15 protein-coding genes and 1 pseudogene are annotated in these 23,718 nt (G+C 43.5%); 7 read left to right on the top strand and 9 right to left on the bottom strand.

Features of this window, described 5'->3' with window-relative positions; genetic code table 11:
- The first annotated feature begins 40 nt into the window (after positions 1-40).
- From EG2_RS06220 to EG2_RS06210, 3 genes are read left to right on the top strand one after another with little or no spacing between them, the layout of a single operon-like run.
- On the top strand, positions 41-523 hold the full coding sequence (locus EG2_RS06220; RefSeq protein WP_060813986.1) for a hypothetical protein: 483 nt from the start codon (positions 41-43) through the stop codon (positions 521-523).
- On the top strand, positions 520-2,748 hold the full coding sequence (locus EG2_RS06215) for an alpha-galactosidase (RefSeq protein ID WP_060813985.1): 2,229 nt from the start codon (positions 520-522) through the stop codon (positions 2,746-2,748). Before EG2_RS06220 ends, EG2_RS06215 begins: the two co-directional genes overlap by 4 nt.
- Positions 2,749-2,752: 4 nt before the next feature.
- Entirely contained in the window at positions 2,753-4,813 is a 2,061-nt protein-coding gene (locus EG2_RS06210) for a beta-galactosidase (RefSeq protein ID WP_060813984.1), read from the top strand.
- Positions 4,814-4,839: 26 nt separating this feature from the next.
- Here the strand turns inward: EG2_RS06210 and EG2_RS06205 are convergent, their stop codons facing one another.
- Positions 4,840-5,667 carry an NAD(P)H-hydrate dehydratase gene (locus EG2_RS06205; RefSeq protein ID WP_060813983.1) on the bottom strand — a complete coding sequence of 276 codons (828 nt, stop codon included), beginning with the start codon at positions 5,665-5,667 and terminating at the stop codon, positions 4,840-4,842.
- Positions 5,668-5,837: 170 nt separating this feature from the next.
- On the opposite strand from EG2_RS06205, the gene pepV reads away from it, so the two are divergent.
- On the top strand, positions 5,838-7,262 hold the full coding sequence (gene pepV / locus EG2_RS06200; RefSeq protein ID WP_060813982.1) for a dipeptidase PepV: 1,425 nt from the start codon (positions 5,838-5,840) through the stop codon (positions 7,260-7,262).
- A gap of 231 nt (positions 7,263-7,493) precedes the next feature.
- Here pepV and EG2_RS06195 read toward each other — a convergent pair whose 3' ends face one another.
- Positions 7,494-8,228 carry an NADPH-dependent oxidoreductase gene (locus tag EG2_RS06195; RefSeq protein WP_060813981.1) on the bottom strand — a complete coding sequence of 245 codons (735 nt, stop codon included), beginning with the start codon at positions 8,226-8,228 and terminating at the stop codon, positions 7,494-7,496.
- A gap of 348 nt (positions 8,229-8,576) precedes the next feature.
- Between EG2_RS06195 and EG2_RS06190 the strand changes: the two genes are divergently transcribed.
- On the top strand, positions 8,577-11,234 hold the full coding sequence (locus tag EG2_RS06190; protein WP_060814024.1) for a cation-translocating P-type ATPase: 2,658 nt from the start codon (positions 8,577-8,579) through the stop codon (positions 11,232-11,234).
- 96 nt (positions 11,235-11,330) lie between these two features.
- Here the strand turns inward: EG2_RS06190 and EG2_RS06185 are convergent, their stop codons facing one another.
- The 4 genes and pseudogenes from EG2_RS06185 to EG2_RS19945 form a co-directional block, all read right to left on the bottom strand.
- The gene (locus EG2_RS06185) at positions 11,331-13,481 is read right to left on the bottom strand and encodes a transglutaminase-like domain-containing protein (RefSeq protein ID WP_060813980.1); all 2,151 of its coding nucleotides are present in this window, start codon (positions 13,479-13,481) and stop codon (positions 11,331-11,333) included.
- Positions 13,478-14,503: a DUF58 domain-containing protein gene (locus EG2_RS06180; RefSeq protein ID WP_060813979.1), complete on the bottom strand. Its 1,026-nt coding sequence runs from the start codon at positions 14,501-14,503 to the stop codon at positions 13,478-13,480. The genes EG2_RS06185 and EG2_RS06180 overlap by 4 nt, the downstream gene beginning before the upstream one ends.
- 2 nt (positions 14,504-14,505) lie before the next feature.
- Positions 14,506-15,444 (bottom strand): AAA family ATPase, encoded by a 939-nt coding sequence (locus tag EG2_RS06175; RefSeq protein WP_060813978.1) that lies wholly within the window; start codon positions 15,442-15,444, stop codon positions 14,506-14,508.
- 1,387 nt (positions 15,445-16,831) lie between these two features.
- Positions 16,832-17,350 (bottom strand): annotated as a pseudogene (locus EG2_RS19945) (FAD/NAD(P)-binding protein); the annotation flags it as partial.
- 292 nt (positions 17,351-17,642) lie between these two features.
- On the opposite strand from EG2_RS19945, the gene EG2_RS06165 reads away from it, so the two are divergent.
- Positions 17,643-18,023, top strand: a complete 381-nt coding sequence (locus EG2_RS06165) for a VOC family protein (protein ID WP_003125943.1) — start codon at positions 17,643-17,645, stop codon at positions 18,021-18,023.
- Between the two features lie 109 nt (positions 18,024-18,132).
- Here the strand turns inward: EG2_RS06165 and EG2_RS06160 are convergent, their stop codons facing one another.
- The gene (locus EG2_RS06160) at positions 18,133-19,128 is read right to left on the bottom strand and encodes an ROK family protein (RefSeq protein ID WP_060813976.1); all 996 of its coding nucleotides are present in this window, start codon (positions 19,126-19,128) and stop codon (positions 18,133-18,135) included.
- Between the two features lie 166 nt (positions 19,129-19,294).
- Here EG2_RS06160 and EG2_RS06155 point away from each other — a divergent pair, with 166 nt between their 5' ends.
- The gene (locus EG2_RS06155; protein WP_060813975.1) at positions 19,295-20,110 is read left to right on the top strand and encodes an HAD-IIB family hydrolase; all 816 of its coding nucleotides are present in this window, start codon (positions 19,295-19,297) and stop codon (positions 20,108-20,110) included.
- Positions 20,111-20,375: 265 nt separating this feature from the next.
- Here EG2_RS06155 and EG2_RS06150 read toward each other — a convergent pair whose 3' ends face one another.
- Both EG2_RS06150 and EG2_RS06145 read right to left on the bottom strand, forming a co-directional pair.
- Complete coding sequence (locus EG2_RS06150) at positions 20,376-22,544, bottom strand: GH92 family glycosyl hydrolase (RefSeq protein ID WP_060813974.1); 2,169 nt, start codon at positions 22,542-22,544, stop codon at positions 20,376-20,378.
- Between the two features lie 18 nt (positions 22,545-22,562).
- Positions 22,563-23,633 (bottom strand): GntR family transcriptional regulator, encoded by a 1,071-nt coding sequence (locus tag EG2_RS06145; protein ID WP_060813973.1) that lies wholly within the window; start codon positions 23,631-23,633, stop codon positions 22,563-22,565.
- Between the last annotated feature and the right edge of the window lie 85 nt (positions 23,634-23,718).

The following is a 23,718-nucleotide window of genomic DNA, read 5'->3' as shown; positions in this document are numbered from 1 at the left end:
GTTCTGTCAGCATGGCAACTGAAAAAATGGAGGATCGAAGATGCGAACAGATACATTGACGTATACTTATCAGATGCGTACAACGCCGGAACGATTCTATCAAGTGATGATCGCGCATCAAGCGGCATTTTTTCGCTCAAAAGGAGCAGAAGAACCTTTCGGCGAGAACAGTCAAATTGATTTGATGATTCGCACAAAATCAGCGGCCACGCTGGTGCCAGCGGTGATGAAAGTCAAAAAAATCGCGCAAGATGAGATTGCTTTGATAACAGCCTATGAACAAGGGAAAATCTGTCAAAGGTATCGCTTTGTTCCTAGTGGAGCAGAAAAGATTGAGGTTACGTATTCGGAACAGAATTCTTTTGATCGTTCCCGCAATACGTATGGTTTCATGCTGGCAGCACTATTTTATAAGTTCTTTTTTAACAAAGGGGTCAAAAAGCGCATGCAGTATTTGGAAACTGCATGCCAGAAACATAATGAAATAGACGAGAATAAAGTTGAAATTAGAGGAAAAAAATGATTGAGATAATAAGTGATACGATTTTTCATTTACACAATGAAAAGATTAGTTATGTGATGCATGTTTTACCAAATCGACAATTAGGTCATCTGTACTTTGGGCCGTCTTTGGGGCATTTGAGTGCCAATGACATGGACTATTTAACCAAAAAAGAAAATAAATCTGCCGGCACGGTCAAATTTTTTGAAAATGATGGTCTGTTTACGTTAGCAGATCGCTTTCAAGAGTTGCCAACCTATGGTTCTTCTGACTTTCGAGAAGGAGCTTTTACTATTTTTGCAGAAGACGTTCCTTTGTATGTGGATTTTAAAGTTGCAGAAGTCGAGACTTTCGCAGGAAAGGAACGAGAGCTGGTCAAACCGGCAAGTTTTGCCGAAAAAGCAGAAAGCCAAAGCCTGCGAATAACGTTGATCGATAAGCAGCGGCAATTGAAAATGGAAATCACCTACACTATTTTTGTTGGTTTAGGCACGATTGCGCGCAATCAGCGGATCACCAATCTTAGCGCTGAGAAAAAGCAACTTTCTTCGTTGATGAGCGGGGTACTGGAATTAAGAAATCAGCAATTTGAATTTGTTCACCTTTCTGGTGCTTGGCTAAAGGAACGCCAAATCAAAGCCACACCATTGACGCAAGGAACCTTTCGAGTGGGGTCTTTAAAAGGGGCCTCTGGGCATCAGCACAATCCGTTCGTGGCACTGAAGGCTGCCAATGCCACCAATGATCAGGGACGTGTCTATGGAGCAAATCTGATTTATTCAGGGAATTTTCTCGCTCAAGTCGAGATGGATGAGTGGGACAATGTCCGCTTGATGTTGGGAATTCATCCCGAACAGTTTTCTTGGACATTGCAGCAAGGTGCGGTCTTTGAAGCCCCAGAATGTATCTTCACATTTACCGATGAAGGGTTGAATGGGTTAGGGCAAGAGTCTGCTGCGTTTATTGAAAAGCACGTGATTGCCCCTTATTGGCAAAAACGGCCACGACCGATTGTCTTCAATAATTGGGAAGCAACTTATTTTGATTTTGACCAAGAGAAATTAGTAGCATTAGCAGCAGAAAGTCAGGCATTAGGAATGGAATGCTTTGTCCTTGATGATGGCTGGTTTGGCAAAAGAGACAACGATCGCAGTTCTTTAGGGGATTGGGTACCAGATCCAGCGAAATTTCCTAATGGCATCGGTCATTTTGCAAAACAAATCCATGATCTAGGGTTGCAGTTAGGCGTTTGGTTTGAACCGGAAATGGTCTCTCCTGATAGCCAGCTTTATCAAGAACATCCTGATTGGGTGGTTCGACATCCTTATGAACGCATCTCTGTGGGGCGGGGCCAGTATGTCTTGGATTTTGCCAATCCGGCAGTCGTGGAGGCGATCTTTGCTGCGATCAAAAAAATCATCGTTGAAACAGATCTTGATTATATCAAGTGGGACATGAATCGGAATATCACAGAAGCTTATTCACCTTATTTAGCAGACGAAGGGATTCCCCAAACAGAATTCTTTCATCGCTATATTTTAGGAGTCTATGCCCTTTATCAGAAAATCTTAACAGAATTTCCGGAGATTTTGATCGAGGGCTGTGCTGGCGGTGGCGGTCGTTATGATTTAGGGATCTTATTTTACAGTCCTCAGATTTGGCCGAGTGACGACAGCGATGCCGTGGAACGACTACAGATTCAAACCGGCACATTACTTGGCTATCCGATGTCTTCATTCAGCAATCATGTGTCCGCTTGTCCAAATCATCAAGTGGGGCGCAATACGTCACTGGCATTTCGGCAATCGGTGGCTATGTTTGGTCCATTAGGCTACGAGCTGGATCTTTTCAGTTTATCAGCAGCTGAAAAACAAGCAATCAAAGAACAAATCATTTTCTATAAAGCTCATCGACAACTTCTGACTTATGGCACCTTCTATCGGATGACCGATTTGAGCCAAAAAAATGAAGTTGTATGGGGAGTCTCTCATCAAGAGGAGGCATTGATTGCTTATTTTCGGATTCTTGCTGAAGCAAATCCTGCAGCGGAAGCTTTTATACCGGTACCCTTCATTGATCCGGATCGAAGCTATCTGCTGGAGAATGAGCAGTTGTCTGGCAAGGTTTTGAAGCAAATTGGACTGCGCAAACCGTACTTATTCAATGCTGTCAATCACCAAACGGCGCAAGCAACAGGAGATTTCCAGTCGTTTGTTTATCAAATCAAAGCAATCAAAAAGGAGTAAAAAGATGACGAATTATTTCTTTGATCAGCGGTTCCTACATGGTGGGGACTATAATCCCGATCAGTGGCTTGATTATCCGGAAATCCTAAAGAAGGATTTAGCGTATATGCAAAAAGCCCACATCAATACGGTCACACTAGGGGTGTTTGCTTGGAGTGCTTTGGAACCGACAGAAGGGGTCTATCAGTTTGATTGGCTTGATGAACAGTTTGATGCGATCCATGCTATGGGAGGCAATGTCATTTTGGCTACCCCCAGCGGTGGCCGGCCCCAGTGGTTGAGTCAGAAATATCCGGAAGTCAATCGCACCAATGCGTATGGACAAAAACATACCCATGGCTTTCGCCATAATCATTGCTATTCTTCACCAATCTATCGCGAAAAAGTGCGGCAGATCAACACGAAATTAGCTGAACGCTATGGCGACCATCCGGCACTAACTATGTGGCACATTTCCAATGAGTATTCAGGGGAATGTTTCTGCGAATACTGCCAAGAAAATTGGCGTGACTGGTTAAAGAAAAAGTACAAAAACCTAGAAGCATTGAATCATGCATGGTGGATGAGTTTCTGGGGCAATCGCTATTCTGATTGGGAACAAGTCTTGCCCCCATCGCCTTTAGGAGAACATAAAGTTCATGGGATGGATCTGGATTGGAAACGATTCGTCACCGATCAGACCATTGATTTTTATTTGAATGAGATTGTCCCTATTCGGGAACGAACCCCTGATATTCCGGTAACGACGAATTTTATGGCGGAAGGTCATGCCACACAGGATTTCATTCCCCTGGAAGGAATCGACTATGGCAAGTTTTCTCAGCATGTGGATGTGGTTAGTTGGGATAGTTATCCCGATTGGAACAATCGCTTTGAAGCAATCGCTACAACTGCTATGAAGTCTGCCTATGTCCATGATCAGTATTGGTCTTTGAAGAAACAACCCTTTTTAGTTATGGAATGTACCCCAAGTTATGTCAATTGGCACCAATACAACAAATCCAAGCGCCCCGGGGTCCATATTTTAAGTAGTATGCAGCAGTTAGCTCATGGTTCAGATAGTACCTTGTATTTCCAGTGGCGCCAATCTCGTGGCAATTCGGAGAAATTTCATGGCGCCGTTGTCAGTCATGATGATTCTACGAACAATCGAGTGTTTAAAGAAGTTGCTGAATACGGCGCGCGTCTCGAAAAAATCAGTGAAATCAAAGGAACCACCCGCAAGAAAGAAGTGGCGATTCTCTTTGACTGGGAAAGCAATTGGGCGTTGAAGCGCGGGGGAGGATTCGGCCGTCCTACGAGACGTTATCCCCAAACGTTGCAGGATCATTATCAGGTTTTCTGGGAACAAGACATCCCGGTTGATATTCTAACTCCTGAGCAGGATTTTTCTGATTATCGGTTAGTCATTGCGCCAATGCTGTATATGATGACAGAAAAAACGATGCTAAAATTAACGAGCTATGTTGAAAAGGGTGGAATACTAATATCCAGCTATTTCACAGGAATGGTCAATGAAACAGATTTGCTTTATATTGGCGGATTGCCTCAACCATTAAAGGAGCTCTTTGGCATTGAGGCATTAGAGCTTGAAACACTTTTAGAAGACGAACACAATCAGATTGATTTTCAAGATCAGCAATTTGTTACCAAAGATTATTCGGCGATCATTGACGTGTTGGATGCAGAAGTTTTAAGCCGTTATCAGACAGATTTCTATCAAGGCACGCCTGCGGTTACGAAGAAGCCATTCGGTGCAGGGTCGTCGTATTATTTGGCTGCCCGAACGAACAGTGATTTCTTAGCTGCTTTTTATCAAAAGTTGATTGAAAAGTTGGGATTGAGAAGAACAGCGATTGCTGAAGCGCTTCCTGAGGTATCGATTCAAACACGCATCGGAGGGCAACGAGAGTATGCTTTCATCATGAATTTTTCGGAGAAAGAACAGCAACTAGTATTGAAGCAGCCAGTAACCGATTTGGAAAAAAATCAACAGTTAGCGGGAGAAATCACGTTGGCACCCTATGAAGTCAGGATCGTATATCACCCCTCTGAAGTACACTAAGAAAAAAGGACCATTCGTTACGCCAATCAGCGCAAGGAATGGTCCTTCATAAATTTAGGCAATGCTTCACTGATCTGGGTGGGCAAGACAACATAGTTCTCGGCAGCTAAATGTTCGCCAATTAAACTGTGAAGAAAAACCGCTGCGTGGATCGTTTCTTCGGTTCGATCAAATTGTGCCAAAAAGCTGGTAATGATCCCGGCTAAGGTATCACCGGTGCCACCAGTTGCCATAGCTGGCGTTCCTAATAGGTTTTCGACGATCTCTGTGCCATAAATCTGGGTGCGATGGCTTTTTAAGACCACGATACTGGCTAATTTTTTCTGGAATGCTGCGTTTTTCTCCGGTGTTTGCTCACTGATCTCGATGCCGCTTAATCGTTGCCACTCCATTTGATGAGGGGTAAATACGACTTGATTGGGGTAAGGGAAAGTCAATGGGTATTTCGCAGCTAAATTGATCGCTGACCCGTCAACGACTAGCCATTGATGGCTTTTTTGTGCAGCGACGACTGTTTGCAACAGATTGAAACTGGTTTTGCCTTCGCCCATCCCTGGGCCAATCAATAGGACATCCGCAGATTCAGTGACCGTGCTGATAAGCTCAGTCTGGTCCCAAGAGACGAACATCGCTTCTGGCAGTCGTGCATGTAGCGCCGTACGATTGACAGGATCGGAGATCACCGTGGTTAGTCCAGTTCCGCCGTAAACACTGGCTTGGGCCGCCATCAAAATTGCGCCTCCGTACTGCTGGTTACCGCCAATCACTACCGCACGGCCAAAGGTACCTTTGTGGCTTTCGGCGGGGCGTTTGCGAATCACTGCTGCTAAAATAGTTTGCTCCAGTTGCTTCATACAATGACTCCTTTTCTGCTTCTTTCACTGGGCTCATTTTTTAGAATAAACCTACTGCTTTTATTATACTCGTTTTATGAAAGATATCGTCTGAAAATACACAATTTTTTTTCCTTTTTTCAGCTAAGAGTGTTATCATAAAAGGCGAGAAAAGAATTGGAGGGAATCGTATGACAATCGATTGGAAAAAAGAAGTCGAAGCGCGTAAAGACGATTTGCTAAATGACTTGATTGATCTTTTGAAAGTAAAAAGTGAACGGGAAGATGATAAGGTAACGGCAGATGCTCCGTTTGGACCTGGACCTCGTGATGCCTTGTTGCACATGTTGGCTTATGGGGAACGTGATGGTTTCACTGTGAAAAATGTCGATAACTATGCTGGACATATCGAATTTGGTGAAGGAGACGAAACATTAGGGATCTTCGGCCACATGGATGTTGTCCCTGCTGGTGACGGTTGGGCGACGGATCCCTACGATCCTGTGATCAAAGACAATAAAATTTATGCTCGCGGATCTTCCGATGATAAAGGTCCGTCAATGGCTGCTTATTACGGAATGAAGATCATTAAAGAGTTAGGGTTGCCATTATCTAAAAAAATCCGCTTTGTCGTAGGATCTGATGAAGAAAGCGGCTGGGGTGATATGGATTACTATTTCGAGCATGAAGAAAAACCTGATTTTGGTTTCTCTCCCGATGCTGAATTTCCAATCATCAATGGCGAAAAAGGGAATGTAACATTAGGGCTTCATTTCCAAGGAAATAACGAAGGTGCTTATCAACTGCAACAATTCACTGCTGGTTTGCGGGAAAACATGGTACCAGGAACTGCGGTTGCAAAATTAACTGCACCATCTACAGAAGCTGCATTAGAAATGGAAAAAGCTTTCTTTGATTATGTCGAAGGTCAACCAGTGACTGGCACCATCGAAACAGAAAACGAAGAAGTTACCATTGAACTAGTCGGTAAAGGCGCCCATGGTGCAAGTCCTCAGTCTGGGATCAATGCGGGAACTTTCTTGGCAGTCTTTTTAGATAACTTTGCCTTTGGCGGCGGCGCTAAACAATTTATCCATACGGCGGCAGCTTATGTCCATGAAGATTTTTATGGTGAAAAATTAGGCGTGGCGCATGAAGATGAAAAAATGGGTAAACTAACCATGAATGCTGGTTTGTTTGCTTTTAAAGCTAATCAATCAGGTGTTCAAGCAGACAACTTTATTGCCTTGAATTTCCGCTACCCACAAGGGGTGACTGCAGAAGGTCTGGAAATCGGCATTGAAAAGACTGTTGGCATGGAAGGCGCAACTGTGACTCGGAACGAGCGCAACATGGAGCCTCACTATGTGCCAATTGATGATCCATTGGTAAAAACATTGCTTGAAGTTTATGAAGAACATACTGGCCAAAAAGGCTATGAACAAATCATTGGCGGTGGCACTTATGGCCGTTTATTAAAACGTGGTGTCGCATATGGGGCGATGTTCCCAGGCTACACAGATACGATGCACCAAGCAAACGAATTTATGAGCTTGGATGATCTATTCAACGCGGCAGTGATTTATGCAGATGTCATCTACCGTTTGGCAAAATAAAACAACTCGAAATGGGGCTGTGACAAAAGTCTCCTACAAGTAACCATATCCGAATATTAACTAGTATTGCTCCTGCGGTGCAGTGGCTCCTCGTCGCAAAAGTCAGAGGAATCTATCGCAATAGCATATGATTCGGTTTAACTTGTTGGATGATGACTTATGTCACAGTCCCGTTTTTTGATGGAGATTGTCTAGCGACCGGTAACAAGGAGCAGGTGCTTGTTTTCGTAGTTACTGTGTCAAAAAGCCTTGCCTTTTCAAAAATTTTTCTACGTCCGGACGGCGAGGTTCTTGGAAAAAGCCAGTCATTTTGGTTTGCCAATCCGTTTTTTGTTGATTGCTTCCCCGATGGACATAGTAGTCCGCGGTAGTTTCATTGTAGCGAGCAACGAGGTCTTCGGTCAGTGGCTGATAGTGGTCGACACTTAACACAGCGGATTGCGGTAAGCGAACTTTCGGCTCATTTTTCGTTGCGGGATAACCAATGGTCAACCCAAATAATGGCAGTGTATACGGGGGCAGCTCCGTGAGTTCAGCGATACGGAACAAGTCATTCCGGATTCCGCCAATGTAGCAGATTCCCAGACCTTGGGTTTCTGCAAAGGCTGCCATATTTTGAGCAGCAATCGTGGTATCTACGACCGAAACCAAGAGGGCCTCCATATTCGATAGTCCAGCACTAGGCAGATTTGCTTGTTGCATAAATTGATGGTGTTTATATAAATCTGCTACGAACAGATAAAAGACACCCGTCTGTGTGATATAGTGGGGAGCACCGGCGATTTTCTCGATTTCTGCCAATCTTTTAGGATCTTTGATCTCGATGATCGAATAGGCTTGAACGAAATTTGAACTTGAACCGCTTTGTGCTACTTTGACGAGTTGTTGCTTCATTTCTGCTGATAAAGACTTTTTTTGGAAGTCTCTAACCGATGTGTGACTTGTAAAAAAATCAATGGTTTTCATTATTGTTCCTCCTATGTAACGCTTGTCACGCTGTAGATTAGTGTAACAGAAAAAAGAAGCTTTTTTCAAAAAAATATATCTGGGAAAAGACAAATTTGTGCATAAAGGTTGCTATCTTCAAAAAATTTCGTTATGATGATTCTACATTCTGATAAACCCTTAGGGGAGTAACCAGTGGCTTCGGCTGCGATAATATCAACAGTAAGTAAACTGGCGACAGTTTTCTGGTATTATATGAAATGGTGAGACCTAAGACAAGCATCCACTTGTCTTAGGTCTCTTTTTTTCTAAAAAAGGACTCATGCAAGGGATAGCAACTATGAAGGAGAGAAATCATTGGCAAAAGAAATGTATCAAAAAGAAATCACAGAGGTTATGAACGAGGTAAACAGCAGTCCATCTGGATTGTCCCAGCAAGAAGCGGCAAAGCGCTTAGAAAATGGCTTGAATCAGCTGAAAGAAGCACCCAAAAAATCAAGTTTGACACTCTTTTTAGAAACCTTCAAAGATGCGATGGTGATCGTTTTGCTGATCGTGGCTATCGTTCAGATGATCATGGGAGCCCATGTTGAATCGATCGTCATCTTTGCTGTTTTGCTACTGAATTCGGTTGTTAGTGTCATCCAAACGAAAAAAGCAGAAGGATCGTTAGATGCATTGAAAAGCCTCTCGGCACCCAATGCAAATGTCATCCGAGATGGAAAGGAACAAACGGTACCAGCAAAAGAATTGGTAGTGGGTGATATCGTTATTTTAGAAGCAGGGGATTATGTACCTGCTGATGGCCGTCTGATTGAAGAAGGTGCATTGAAAGTCGATGAAGGAATGCTGACCGGTGAATCGACACCTGCTGAAAAAGAACTTGGGGTCATTGACCGCACAGCGCCTATTGGAGACCGGGATAACATGGTCTTTAGTGGAACGATCGTGACTTATGGCCGTGGACGTTTCATTGTGACTGCCACAGGAAATGTGACAGAAATCGGGCAAGTCGCTGGTTTATTAGAAAACACAGTGGAACACAAGACGCCATTACAACGCGGGCTGGATCGCTTCAGCAAAAAATTGAGCTTGGCGATCCTCGTTCTTTCCTTGATTATTTTAGGTGTCCAAGTTGCTCGGCTATTTTTAGGCGATGGGTCTGGAGATATGACCGCCGATCTAGTCAACGCTTTTATGTTTGCAGTCGCTGTTGCGGTAGCAGCTATTCCTGAAGCACTCCAATCGATCGTTACCATTGTTTTATCGATTGGTACCAAACAAATGGCTCGCCAACATGCGATCATTCGTAAGTTGCCGGCGGTTGAAACACTAGGTTCAACTAGTATCGTTTGTACAGATAAAACTGGAACATTGACCCAAAATAAAATGACGGTCGTTGATTTTTATTTACCAAATGGACAGACGGGTGAATTTTCTGAGAATCCTGCTGAATGGACATTGCCTGAACGTCGCTTGATCGAGATCAGTGTGCTTGCAAATGATGCAGCGATCAGTGCCGAAGGAGCTAAACTAGGAGATCCCACAGAGATTGCCTTTCTTGATTATACAGAAAAATTGAACCAACCGTATCGTGAGATTCGTCAACAATACCCGCGATTACAAGAATTGCCTTTTGATTCCGATCGGAAATTGATGTCCACATTGCATACCATCGATTCGGAACAACTCCTTTTGACAAAAGGGGGACCGGATATTGTGATCGGAAGAAGTACAAAGGTTCTTATCAATGATGAAATCGTTCCACTGACTGAGGAAATCAAACATCAGTTGCAGCATCAAAATGAAGAATTCTCTAAACGCGCGCTGCGGGTTTTGGCTTTTGCTTATCGTCCGCTGACAGTGTCTGAAGACGAAGAACTGCATTTAGGTGTCGAAGAAGAGTTGATCTTTGTTGGTTTGATGGCGATGATTGATCCACCTCGGAAGGAAGTCAAGCAAGCTGTGGCAGACGCGAAATCGGCTGGCATCAAAACAGTGATGATCACTGGTGACCACAAAACGACGGCTGTGGCCATTGCTCAGGAGATCGGGATTGCGCAAGAAGGTGACTTAGCATTGACCGGTACAGAGCTTGATGCACTGTCGGAAGAAGAACTGACGAATCAGTTGGAGAAAATCACTGTTTACGCACGCGTCTCTCCTGAGAATAAAATCCGTATTGTGCGAGCATGGCAAGATAAAGGGAAAATCTCTGCTATGACCGGTGATGGCGTAAATGATGCACCAGCATTGAAGCAAGCGGATATCGGGATTGCGATGGGGACCGGAACGGACGTTGCAAAAGATGCAGCAGCAATGGTCTTGACAGATGACAACTTTGCTTCAATTATTCGAGCGGTAGAAGTTGGCCGCAATGTGTTTGATAATATCAAAAAGGCGATTTCTTATCTTTTTGCTGGTAACCTCGGTGCGATTATCGCCATTGTGTTTGCTTTAGTAATGGGTTGGGACAATCCATTTACAGCCTTGCAATTGTTGTTTATCAACTTAGTGAATGATTCGCTTCCTGCTATCGCTTTAGGGATGGAAAAAGCGGAACCAACTATCATGCAAAGAGAACCTAGAAATCCTGATGCTGGAATCTTTTCTGGTAAAACGCTGATCTCAGTTACTTATCGTGGGATCTTGATTGCGGCAGTGGTGATTGTAGCGCAATGGATCGGGATGAATCAATCGCCGGAGTTAGGTGTTGCAATGGCATTCTCAACTTTGATCTGGAGCCGGACACTCCAAACATTGCCTGCTCGTTCCAATACAGAAACTGCTTGGCAAGCTGGATTGTTTGCGAATAAAATGGTTTGGCTGGCGATCGTGGTTTGTGGTCTGCTTTATAGTGTGACATTGCTACCTGGAATTCGGGAAGTCTTTGCGATTCCAGAAACCTTTACAATGAACCATGTTGGGTTAAGCATAGCTATGGCAGCTGGTGCTGTTTTGATGATGGAAATCACAAAACTGATTATTTTAGCGGTACAATCTCGAGGTAACAATACTAACTCATGATATTCGCGGGAGTGTTTTCGCTAATCAAATGAACAAAATAAGAACCGAAGGCGCAGAATACAGCACTGCGCTTTCGGTTCTTTTCTCTTGGTTCACTTAATGGACTTGATTGATTTTCTTTAATTGACTGATTTGTTGGGCGACATGAAGGATCAGCTGCTTTTGGCTGGCTACTGGTTTCCCGCCGTACAGATAATTTTCATAACTTGCAGTCAGTTGGACAAAACTGCCGTGAAAAATAGGATAGACATCTTCCAATCGGCGGGCATACTCACTAAGAGGTTCCGAATCAGCATGGAAAAGTACTTTTGTTGCTTGTTTCATTAAGACAGGATAGGCGGTTGGTAATGGTTCGGAACTAAAGCGATAAATAAACCAGATGCGAATTCGGAAAAAGTAGCGACGCAAAAGATACAGCAATCCTAAGAACATCAAGCAAGCGATAGCTTGTAGAAAATAACTGATCCATTGCCGTGTTTCAGAAGAGAAAAGCTGTTCATTTGAAGGTGCAACAGTGGACGCACTTGTTGTCGAACTGCTAGCCTCACTGCTGCTGGTAGAAGACTCGCGACTAGAACTGCTCGTTTCAGGTAATTCTTCAGAAGAGGCAGTTGTTGTTTGCAATTCGGGACGATCAGGATTTTGAAAGTTCGGCGTCGGCTCAAACGGTACCCAGCCAAAACCGGCAAAATAGACTTCCGCCCACGAATGCGCGTTGCGATTTCTCACGGTAAATGTCGTCAGGCCATTTTCAGTTTGAGCATCTCCCGGTGAAAAGCCCTTGACCCAGCGAGCCGGGATATCGAGCGTCCGTAATAAGACCACCATTGCAGTAGAAAAATTATCACAATAGCCAACTTTAGATTCGAACAAGAATTGATCGACATAGTCTTGTTCTTCTGCTGGGTAGACGGCATCCGTTTTTGAATAGCGGAATTCAATCGAATTTTTCAAGTGATTTTCAATGGCTGTGACTTGTTCGAAGACGGTGCCTTGATCTTCTGTGATCGAGAGAGCGAGTTGCCGAATCCGTTCAGGAAGGTTCGCTGGTAATTGTGTATAGTCAACGGGAGTATCTGGCTGTTGCCGCGGCAATGACTGCAATGCTTCAGCGGCATATTCCGCTGGCTGCCAAGCCAGTGAGACTTCAATCTGTTGCTGCGGCTCCATTAGATCTACTCGTTGGACCGCATCATCCACAATAAATCCAGTGGCTCCTTCTTTAATAGTCAGTTGATTACTTCCGTAGGGTAATGGCAAATAATCACCCTGATTCTGCAAATAAAGCTGGACAGTTTCTTCTTGAAGATAATTTTGTTGATAACTGTTATCTACAATCAGCAGGGAATCAGGCTCTGTTCGCAAATTTTCTTCACGTATCGTGTTGATCCAACCTTTACCAGAATAAAAATCTTTGCTTTCTACTCGCCAATAATGGCGGGTATCTTGTTGGGCAGTAAATAACACCGTATCATCGTCTAATAAGGGACCGCCTAATTGCCGATCATTTTCGCTAAAGCCTGTACGGGACCCGCTAGGTGCACCATGTTCTTCGATAAACTGATAAAAACCGCGTTGATTCGCTTGTGTGCGTATACTAGTGGTGGCTGCCACCAAGCGATCGCGAATCGCGGTTCTTGGCAGTAGTGTCGCTCCCACCAGGAGTAAAGCGCATAGCAGGGTGAGTCCCAGCCAGAATCTCCATTCTCGTAAAGTTTTCAGCTGTTGGGTTTTGATCAGGCTGCAAAGAACTCCGCAAAAACACACCCCCAACAAATGCCACGTTAGATTGAAATCATTAAAAATCACGACAGTCAGCAGATAGAGACACATTGCACCGTAGACAATATAAAAATGCTGGATGTAGATCGAGAACACAGCAAACAGAAGAATGCCGGTGACGATAATGGTCACTGCAACAAGTTCAGTGATATAGCCGACTTTGCCAGCCAGAATCTCGCTGAGAGCGGTTTGCAAATCATAAAAATATCTTTGGAACCAAGTGAAGGAAAATCCTTCACCATAAGGAAAAAAGCGGTAAAGCGTGACAAACCAGCCTACGATGTAAAAAGGCAGACTGTAGCGAATACGAGGACTTAAAATACTCACGAAGCAAATCAGAAAGGCGTACAGAAGCAACGTAGTTTGATGCCCTAAGTGGTAGACTGCTAAAAACGGCAGCACCGTCAAAATGATCGCAATGTAAGTCAGAGCTCCGATTATGGCTTTTTTGATCAAAGGATTCATTCAGACACCTCTTTGTTCGACAGTCGTTGGATCAGGTCATGATACGTATAAACTTGCAGCATGTTGCTTCGCGTCAAGGATTCCAGATAGACTTCTAAGGATTGCGAGACAGCCGGTGTGATGATAATCACCTGACGCCCTGAGATTTTGGGCAATGGTTCTGGGACTGTGATAAATGGCTGAATCGCTGCGAAAGCTCCAGCATGGATTTGATAAGGGGAATCCAGGTCCTTGCCGATCAATAGTTGCTGAAAAGGCATCTTTTTAAGCAAGAGATTTTGTAGCGAAAAGAAGATCGCCAATGTGTCTTCAAAAGCAGGGTGAGATTCACCCCAAAACAACAAAGTCAACTCCTGTTGTTGTTCCGTTTCATGTTCTCGATAAATCAGTTCTTGCTGTTTACTGGAGAGCTTCCAGTCAATATGCTTTAATGAATCCCCTTGCTGATAGTTACGGTAGTTTCGAATGGTGAAATTTGGTTCCCCGTAAGTATATTTTCGCGGTTTTTTTTCAAAAAGCGTCATCAAGGATAGGACCTCGGGTCTATTTTCTGGCAGAACGAGTACTTCTTGCTGGATCTTTACTTGCCGTCTTTTTTTGAAGAATCCCCAAAGTTCTTGACTTGTAAGGGTCAATGGCAAGTCTTTATAAGCTCCTCGAGCGGTAGGAAGCCACAGCATCTCAAAGCGGATAGATTCGCCCCGATAAAAAGTGAGCGTCTGTTCCTGTTTTTGAAAGATGAATGACAGCTGCGGAATCGGCAACAGTGTTGGTCGGTACTTGAAAACTTGCAGTGGCAAAGGCGTTTGTTTATTTTTTTGTGTTTGGATAGATTCTTCAAGAGTCACTTGGATTTTATTCAAGGAAGGCAGAATGAATAACAGGTCAACCAGTACTAACAAAGTAAGAAAGAAAAAGAGACTCCAGCCTGCTTCATTATTAAAAACGATACAATAACTCAATAAAAGAAAATAAGTGGTGAAAAATACCAGATGCTTTCCGAATAACCGCTGTTTGCTCATAATCAGCGCCTCACTGGTACAGGGACTCGTTGGATCATTTGTTTCATGATCTCCGATACACTTTCCTGACTAGCTGTGATCCCGCCTTTTAATAATAAGCGATGTCCAAAAACGGCTGGCAAGATTCGTTGCAAATCTTGTGGTGTCACATAGGTTCTACCTTCGGTCAAAGCCAATGCTTTTGCCCCTTTTAAAAAAGCAATGCCGCCACGAGGGCTGATGCCTAAATCTATGGCATTATGATTGCGGCTAGCTTGGACCAACTGCAGCGCATAGCGAGCGACCTGGTCTTCCACAAAAACTTGATCGACCATTTGTTTCAGTGCGGTAACTTCTTGCGAGGTCAATATGGTTCTGATTTGTTCGAGTGATTGTTGGCGTTGACCAATCAGTAAGGCAAGTTCATCTTGAAAAGCAGGGTAGCCAATGTGCAATCGAAACAAAAAACGATCTAGTTGTGCTTCCGGCAAAGGATAGGTTCCTTCATATTCGATTGGGTTTTGGGTCGCCAACACAAAAAAGTGAGGGCTTAGAGCGTAGGTTTGATTATCGATGGTCACGTGATTCTCAGACATTGCTTCCAATAATGCTGCTTGTGTACGAGGTGTCGTCCGATTGATTTCATCTGCTAATAACACAGAAGTAAAGATAGGTCCCGGTCGAAATTCAAATTGCTGGTTTTCTGAATTGAAGATCGATACACCTAAGATATCATTGGGCAAAAGATCTGGGGTGAACTGAACACGCTTATAGTCGCTTTGGATGGCTTTTGCCAATGATTTGACTAGCATCGTTTTCCCTACTCCGGGAATATCTTCAAACAAAACGTGACCACCTGCCAATAATGCCGCCACAGTTAATTGGATCACATCACGTTTTCCTAAAATCACTTTCTCGACTTCATTGATCAACGCATCGATCTTTTGTAGTTCATCTGCCATTTTTCAACCTCCTTGAGCCTTTTCTTTTATTGTATCGGTTTTTATTTGCAATCGCAATTTATTGAAGGCAGCTCCTATCCCCAAGCAGAGAACTAGTCAAGCAATGGGCAGCAATCTGATCTGCTTGACGTAAATTAAAAGCATTTGTTCCCGGTTGTGCTGTGGCGGCGGTTAGCCAGTGAATGCCTTCTGTTGGGATACCAAAACAGTAAAGTCCCTCTTGGATCTGATCATTTGGATCAAGCAACTGGCTTGTGGCCGGATCGATCGCAATGGCACCTGTGTAAAACGGAGCCTCCTTAGGAAGGTATAACTTATGAGGACTGGCAATGCCATCAGCTAGTAATTGTCTTAACAATGGATTAGCGGTACGACGAATATCCGTCGATTGAATCCGAGCTTCCAATACCTGTTTAGCGGGATATCGTTGTTGGGGATAGTTTGTTGAATAGGCCACAAAGGTGTCGCTTTCTTCTACTGTCATCTTTGGACCAAGAATCGTGACGATATCTGCTTCGATCAGTGCGATCAATTCCCGAATACGCTGAAGTGGGGGACCAATCGATAAAAATGCGTTCAAAGGAACGAATGACTGCCAGAATTTTTCTTTCAATGCTTTTGGCGAAAACAATTGTTGATCAAGCATAAAGCGCAAGGGATCACGCAAATCCTTTAATAATTCAAACATACTGCTAATCGGACTAGTTAAATTTCCTTTGGCCGCTTCTGTAACATCCCAAGTAAGATAGGTTAACAGAAAGTCGCGAACCGATTGGCTCTCTTTTCTTTCGTAAGGATCTAAGATATAGCGCCAGTCCAACCAATTTTGGCGAGGAATTTGGAAGTCTGTCAAAACATCGGTGGCTCCATTTTGGCGGACAAACTGTTCAGTAAAAGCCGCTTGAAAAGCCTCTTGATCACCTTGAGACAGCCAGCGTTGATAATAAACAAGTTCCATTTCTTTTTGCAAATAAAAGAAAAACTCAGTGGACTGATCTTGCCCTTTCGCTTGCCAAGAGCGGAGTCGTTCCGTTGTCAAGAAGCGAGGCAGAATCTGTTCTGTTGGCTGCTTCTGATTGGCTCCTCGTGCGTGGTATGGCAAACCTCTTCCTGATCCGGCAATGATTGTTGGTTCATTGCCCGAAGGAATGTAGCGAAGGCAATCAGTACCAATAAAGACCCCGCCGCGATCAGTAGTCAAACGAGTGACATAATCAAAGAACGCCAATCCTAGACCTCGAAGAATGACAGGTTCTCCGCCTTTAACTTTATTAAAATCGACATCCGCTGCATTCTGAGGCGGAGAATACAAAAAGCCTTTCTGGCGGGCGAATTCGTTTAATCGATCTTCTTCTTCAGTGAGCGAGACTTGATGATGCCCGACTGCCAGAATCACTCGGTCCGATTGAAGAGAATGCCTGTCTGTTTTTAGTAAATAGTGCGTTTGTTTCGGTATTAGGCCAATGGCGTTTTCCTGCAAATACGTGAATGTGATGAATGGGGGCAATGTTTCAATCAATTGCTGATAAAACCATTTCTGATACAACCCGTATATTGCGCGAGAACAATGACCGTCAGGATCTAAGTTGTCAATTTCTGGTACCAGTGAGGGCTGATTTTTTCTAGCAAAATTCCTACCGTCTTTTTTTGCCCATTCGTAAAGACTGGGACCGGGGGTGATCGGGCCACCAGTTTCTAGCGTTTCGTCAGTAAAAAGGGTAACTTGACTGGTCACAGAATTGAGTAGCAAACTTTGCGGTTGATTCGTTTGCCAAATAGCGCCTCCAGGGGGATAGGGATCAATCAATGTGAGGGATAGGGACTGCTGATTGATACTTGCTTGAGCAATCAACCTTTCACATAGGGACAATCCTCGCGGTCCGGCACCGATGATTGCGATGTTCATTTTCATTCCTCCTTCGCAAACTGGAGAATCTTTTTTGATCGATGACTTATTTTCTTTCACTTTAGAGAAATTTTTGAGGAACTGCAACTATTGCGACTGGTTTCAGAAAAACCATTCAAGTAATGGCTAAAAATAAGAGGAAATAAGAAGAAAGAGGATTGCTCTGTGATAGGAATAAAATTGCTGGAAAGAAGAAACTTCGATACAATGAATAAGAGAAGAATCTGGATGTGTATGATCAAAGGACAAGTAAAGTGGATTCTTTTCATAAAAAAGCGAAAAGAGGGATACGATGTTTGTGGAACACATTGCCATTTGGGTTCGTGATCTAGAAAAAATGGCCGAATTTTATGAAACTTATTTTGGTGCCCAACGTTCTGAAAAATATCACAACACCAAGACTGGGTTTCAATCTTATTTTTTGCGTTTTGATTCTGGCAGTCGTATCGAATTAACGACAAAGCAGCATCTTCACCCTGGTGGAACAGATACACTGGGTTACACGCACTTAGCGATGGCTCTGAAAAGTCAAGCGGAAGTGGATGCTTATGCGCAACGTTTTGTCTCAGATGGCTTTCCTCTACTGAGCGGTCCCCGCACAACAGGAGATGGTTATTATGAAGCGGTGATTCAAGATCCTGAAGGGAATTTGATCGAAATTACTGTTGCGTAAACAAAAATCGAACGGTGATCCCTTGATTTGGCGTAACTTTTCACCTGTAAAAAGGAGGGATCTACTCGTTCGTTTTTTTGACGCAAATCCCAATGCCCAACGGAAAGGTTTAGTAAGATAGATCATAGGGGGTATTGCGGAAAAGCAGCCAGTGCATACCCAAGATCATGGCTTGATCGAAGTCGTGAACAAAGGTATATACAGGATGATTCGGTTGTTTGGTAATTAAAGGGTCGTGAGTGATAGCCGTTAGCAAGTCTTCTTCTATTGCTGCTGTACTGGCAAAAACAAAGCGATCAGGAGCAAAAGCAGCATTATAAAAAGGCACTAAAGCAGATAAGCGGGCCACCAATTCTTGAGTACTTTTTGGTGCACCTTTGTCGATAAAGCCTGGTAAGTATTTTGCTTCTCCAGCAAGCGCATTTTGGCCTTCTAACAAGGAAGCATTGAAGATCAACGTAATCCCAGGCATACTGTTTTCGGGATTATAAATACCTACGATGTTTTCCGAGAGAGAAATCTGCTTGGCAATACAGTGGCCAACGGTCAGTAAATGGGCATCATTTTGATAAAAGCAAGGAATAGGCGTGATCTCCTTGAATAACTGGTCAAGATCCCATCCATCAAACTTTTCATACCAGCTGGAAGTCACGACACCCTCACTGATTTTTCCTGGCAACAGCACAGCGATCTGTTCGACATCAGCGAAAGCTTCGATGGATTGTCGGGCAAGACTCTGAAAGGCTGTCGGTGTGATCTCGGGAAAAGCTTGGTGCTGCGTAGCTAAGATCGTTCCTTTTAAATCGATGAGGTAGCTTCTCAACTCCAATTGACGATTTACTTCTATCAAAGCGAGCAACAATGATTTTGAGTACTTATAGTTAAAGCAATATTCGATAGCTGGGCGCCCAATCTCTCTTTGAACGAGCTCGCCTTTCGTTACCATTCCCTCTGAAACAAGATCTTTTAATAAAGAATTGATCGTCACCATACTGATGCCGGTCTCTTTTACCAGATCGGATGCAAAAGAGGTCCCTTTTTGAAACAATTCTTTTAAGACGACTTGAATATTCTGGTGGCGAATCAAGTTTTTATTGGCAGACATGACATTGCCTCCTTTAGTGAACCTAGTTTATTAAGTATAGCGATGAAGCGCAGCAATGTAAAGAAAGTTCCTAAAGCAATTGACGGTTTTCAGTTAAATAAGTATACTTAATTAAGGTAGTTAAATAAATAGGGCGGCAGCGACGCGGCGAAGGATGTGGAATGAGATGATCAAACTGATCATTACAGATTTAGATGGAACATTTTTAAATAGCCAGGGGGCTTTTGATCGAACCTATTTTGATAAAGTCAGCCAGATGATGGAACAAAGAGGGATAGCCTTTGCTGCTTGTACTGGCAAGCAGTGCGAGCGTGTAGAAGAACTGTTTGGGGATCAAGCAGCGAAAATCTGGATATTAGGGGATAGTGCCACACGAATCAAACATCAAGGAGACTATGTTTTTGAATCCTTACTCCCAAATGCATTAGGGCAGCGTTTGATCCAACGATTAGAAAAAATAGCAGATGACCACGTGATCATTGCCTGTACCCCAACAGCTGCTTATATCAAGGAAACGACAACGGAAGAAAATGCAGCCCGGGTTCGAGGTTCTTATCGTGTCGTCAAAACGGTCACCAGTTATAGTGAGATCCAAGAAGACTTCGTGAAAGTGACGGTATATGATCCTAAGTTACGTTGTTTCGATAGCGTCAAGCAGCTGTCTTCTTTTGCAGCAGATGCCTACATCGTTGCTTCAGAAGCTGCGTGGATCGATATCACTAATCAAGGTGTCCATAAAGGGACAACAGTAGCCCAATTACAGGATTTGCTGGCAGTGAGTCCCGAAGAAACGATGGTCTTTGGGGATGGATTGAATGACAGCGAATTAATGGCTGCTGGCACTTACAGCTTTGCAATGAAAAATGCTTTTGAGGAAATCAAGGAAGCTGCAGCTTTTGTGACCCGCTCCAATGATGAAAATGGTGTGCTGCGAACCATTGAACTGATTTTGGCGTTACAGGAATCTAAGCATTTGATCTAATCGATTTAGGCTATCGGTTCATTGATTGATAGCTGCAAAAGAGCAACCAGCAAAAAAAAGATCTGCAACATAAGTTCTTCAACAAACTAACTATCTGAAGGTTGTTGTAATTGCCCCTGCGGTCAGCAGGGTATCTCCACAAGTGGGAAATACCTCGCGCAACTCAATTACTGTCATTCAGATAGTTTAGTTTGGTTGATCCTTATGTCGCAGCCTTTTTTTTCTTTCGGTATTGCTCGTTCTTTAAAAAAGGTACCTACCGATTTTAATTATGGTCTTCATTCGGCTCTTGACTATGCGACAGACTATAAGGATAAGCTTCCGCTGACCAAGTCTTACTGCGGGGAACGATGCCTAAAGTATAGCGGATCGTCGTACCAGCGATCAGTTCATCATGAGTAAAGAACAACCGAGAGTGATGTTTACCATTTATAGTGACATTGTCGATAAATTGCTGCTGCGGCTGATTTGGCGTGCTGTGGATTTTAAGTTCTTTTCCATTCGACAAAAAGAGTGTTGCTTCGTCAAGCAAAGGCATCCCCAAAACGTATTCGCCGGTACCAGGAGTGACAGGATAGAAACCTAATGCGTTAAAAACATACCAACCGGACATGCTGCCATTGTCCTCATCTCCAGGATACCCTTTTGGAGAATCATCGAAACATTGGGTCAGCAATTGTTTAATCAATGGTTGTGCCATTTCTGGTTTGCCAATGTAACTAAAGAGATAAGGATAGTGGAAACTAGGCTGATTCGAGATAGCTAACTGACCAAAATCCAAAGCCGCCATCTCACTCATTTCATGAATCTCAAAACCGTAGCCCTCGGTAGTATATCGGGGAGCTTGATTGCATAAATCCACCAGTTTTTGTTCAAAGGATTGTTTGCCGCCATGAGCTGCGATCAAGCCAGCAAAATCATGGAACACAGCAAAGCTACTTTGCCATGCACTGCCTTCTGCATAATCACGACCCCAGCGATAGGGATCAAAATCTGTCCGAAAATCACCGGCTTTGTCTTTTGCTCGCATAAAGCCTGTTTCTGCATCAAAGATCGCTAAATAGTTTTTTGCTTGCTGCTGATAGTGGCTTGCTTCAGGGTTAGCAAGATAACTTGCCACCTGGGCAATACAAAAATCACTGTAACAATAATCAAGGGTATGATTGACAGATTCATGGTATTCACTAGGAACATAGCCGTATTTCAAGTAATCGGCAGTTCCTTGCCGACCGTAATTTGGATTTGGGCTCTGAATGGTGGCTGCTTTCTTCATAGCTGTTAAGAACTCTGGCATCAAGTCAGGTCGAATCCCTTTGACGCAGGCATCAGCGATCACAGCATCGATCAATGTACCTGGCATCAGCCCTCGCTCATCAGGAGATAACCATTTTGGCAAGAATCCGCTTTCTTTAAAACTGTTCAAAAATCCTTCCAACATATCTTCTAGCTGCTCGACCGCAATCAGAGAAAAGAGTGGGTAGACTGTTTTGTAAGTATCCCAGAAACCATTGTTTGTATAAAGCGGTCCTGGTTTGATGGTCTTGGCAAGTGTATCGTAATGGATTTTTTGACCAGATTGATCTCGTTCATAAAAAGTCTGTGGGAATAAAAACAACCGATAAAAATTATGATAAAAAGTTGAAACTTGTTTTGGATCGTGGTGCTTGATATCTATTCGATTCAAGTAGTTTTCCCATGATTGTTGAGCATTAGATAAGTAGTCGGCTGTTGTTTGATCCAACTCACGGCTGAGATTCAGAAAGGCTTGCTGAGAACTTAAAAAAGATGTCCCAAAACGGATCGTTTGCTGATTTTTTTCTTCAAAACGAATCACCACAAAGCCATTTTCTCCTGATAATTCCCCTTCAATCGCATGAACAGCTGTTTCAAAACGCAAGATGAAGTGAAAAGCAAAGTCGTTGTCTTCACATCCGGAGTAATTGATGACCTGTCCTTTGACGGTCTGTTCGTCGACTTGCTGCAGCTGATAGCGCCCAGGCAAAGAAATTCCTAAGCCGGGATCAGTCACTGCGCCATCTAGAGCCAGAATGCCTCCGTACATGCTTGGGATCAATGTTGTAGTGAGTTGGTAGCGTTGGCTTTTCACTTGTAAACAAGCTGGATTGAAGACACTTTCTTCTGGACGATAGGAACTTTGGGCATGGAAGAGTGTATTTTCTGATAGCTTCCCATTAATAGGCAAAAAAGTAAGGTGACTAAAATCGCCCATCCAGGGGCTTGGCTGATGGGTCAGTCGAAATCCTTGAAACGTACGGTCTTCAGGATGGAACCACCAACTTCCTCGTTGGTCGCTTGTTTGAGGGGCAAAATAGTTCATGCCAAACGGAACCCCTGTATAAGGGAGACAGTTGCCGTGAGAAAAGCTGTATTGATTATCTGTCCCATGCCTCGTATCGATCATTGTTACTTTCATTTTGTTTGCTCCTTTATGTCATTGTTTTTGGTCAATTGTTGAATTTCTGACAACTAAAGTGACTGCGACTTTCTGATTCGCTGTTGCAAACTCATCTTCTTTGGCGAGCGTAGACAAGTCGGCAGTATTTGACTGAATCAACTGTACTAATTTTGTACCAGCCAAACGACCCAACTCGGCAAAATTTTGTTTTACAGTGCTGAGAGGTGGATCCACCAATGCAGCGGCTTGAATGTCATCGAAGCCGATCACAGCAAACTCTTTTGGAACCTGAACCCCAACTTGTTTCAATTGGCGCATCAATTCGATGGCGACAAGATCATTCTCGCAGACAGCCCCAGTCAACTGATTCTCTTGAATATAACTAACAGCTGATGACAAAAGTGCCTGAGGATCATCAAGTTTTGTTCGAAAAGACGACTGTTGCTTTTTTAATTGATCCACATAGCCTAGATAACGTTGGCGGACAGACTGTGGATGATGACGCTCACCAAAAATATAGCCAATGCGTTGATGACCTTGTGCCAAAAGATGTTCAGTCGCTAACTGTCCTCCTTCAAAGTTGTCTGCCAAAACAGCTGGGAATGAGAACTCATGCAGTGCTTTATCAAGTGTGACAACAGGGAACCCTTGTGAAGCCAGTTCGAAAAGCAGATCATAATTTGAATTCGTGTTGCTAGCATAGTAGATCATTCCGTCAAATTCTTCGGTCAAAGCTTCGGCCGTGGTTTGCTCCAGATAATCAACAGGTGTCAGCATCAATTCGAATCCCTGTTCCTGCATGACTGGATAGATGCCTTCCGTAAAATTGCCAAGGGAAAGGTCATTCGCGAAGGGTAAAATAAACAGCACTTTCCCCTTTGATTGTGGTTGGATCGGTCTACGAACAAAACTGCCACTTCCTTGAATACGATAGATCAGCTGATTTTGTTCCAATTCAGTTAAGGCTCGCTTGGAGGTGATGCGACTCACTTGGTATTTCTCTGACAATTCCTTTTCAGTAGGGACACGGCTTTCCGGAGCTAACTCACCGCTTTGAATCTGCTCATACAATTCGTGATAAATTTTTTTGTATAATGGTTCTTTCATGAGTTGATCTCCTTCTTTTGATATATCATATTTACAGGATAGCATATTCGTTCAAAATTGAAAATAGAGTTCTGTCAAATTGTAC

This window comes from Enterococcus gallinarum NBRC 100675, from assembly GCF_001544275.1.
Classification (GTDB): Bacteria; Bacillota; Bacilli; order Lactobacillales; family Enterococcaceae; genus Enterococcus_D; species Enterococcus_D gallinarum.
Note: the sequence above shows the minus strand (reverse complement) of the source record. Positions and strands in the feature narration are given on the sequence as shown.

Excerpts from the sequence above, each read along its gene's own strand:
- EG2_RS06220 (WP_060813986.1), top strand. The coding sequence starts at position 41 with ATGCGAACAGATACATTGACGTATACTTATCAGATGCGTACAACGCCG.
- EG2_RS06215 (WP_060813985.1), top strand. The coding sequence starts at position 520 with ATGATTGAGATAATAAGTGATACGATTTTTCATTTACACAATGAAAAG.
- EG2_RS06210 (WP_060813984.1), top strand. The coding sequence starts at position 2,753 with ATGACGAATTATTTCTTTGATCAGCGGTTCCTACATGGTGGGGACTAT.
- EG2_RS06205 (WP_060813983.1), bottom strand. The coding sequence starts at position 5,667 with ATGAAGCAACTGGAGCAAACTATTTTAGCAGCAGTGATTCGCAAACGC.
- pepV (WP_060813982.1), top strand. The coding sequence starts at position 5,838 with ATGACAATCGATTGGAAAAAAGAAGTCGAAGCGCGTAAAGACGATTTG.
- EG2_RS06195 (WP_060813981.1), bottom strand. The coding sequence starts at position 8,228 with ATGAAAACCATTGATTTTTTTACAAGTCACACATCGGTTAGAGACTTC.
- EG2_RS06190 (WP_060814024.1), top strand. The coding sequence starts at position 8,577 with ATGTATCAAAAAGAAATCACAGAGGTTATGAACGAGGTAAACAGCAGT.
- EG2_RS06185 (WP_060813980.1), bottom strand. The coding sequence starts at position 13,481 with ATGAATCCTTTGATCAAAAAAGCCATAATCGGAGCTCTGACTTACATT.
- EG2_RS06180 (WP_060813979.1), bottom strand. The coding sequence starts at position 14,503 with ATGAGCAAACAGCGGTTATTCGGAAAGCATCTGGTATTTTTCACCACT.
- EG2_RS06175 (WP_060813978.1), bottom strand. The coding sequence starts at position 15,444 with ATGGCAGATGAACTACAAAAGATCGATGCGTTGATCAATGAAGTCGAG.
- EG2_RS06165 (WP_003125943.1), top strand. The coding sequence starts at position 17,643 with ATGTTTGTGGAACACATTGCCATTTGGGTTCGTGATCTAGAAAAAATG.
- EG2_RS06160 (WP_060813976.1), bottom strand. The coding sequence starts at position 19,128 with ATGTCTGCCAATAAAAACTTGATTCGCCACCAGAATATTCAAGTCGTC.
- EG2_RS06155 (WP_060813975.1), top strand. The coding sequence starts at position 19,295 with ATGATCAAACTGATCATTACAGATTTAGATGGAACATTTTTAAATAGC.
- EG2_RS06150 (WP_060813974.1), bottom strand. The coding sequence starts at position 22,544 with ATGAAAGTAACAATGATCGATACGAGGCATGGGACAGATAATCAATAC.
- EG2_RS06145 (WP_060813973.1), bottom strand. The coding sequence starts at position 23,633 with ATGAAAGAACCATTATACAAAAAAATTTATCACGAATTGTATGAGCAG.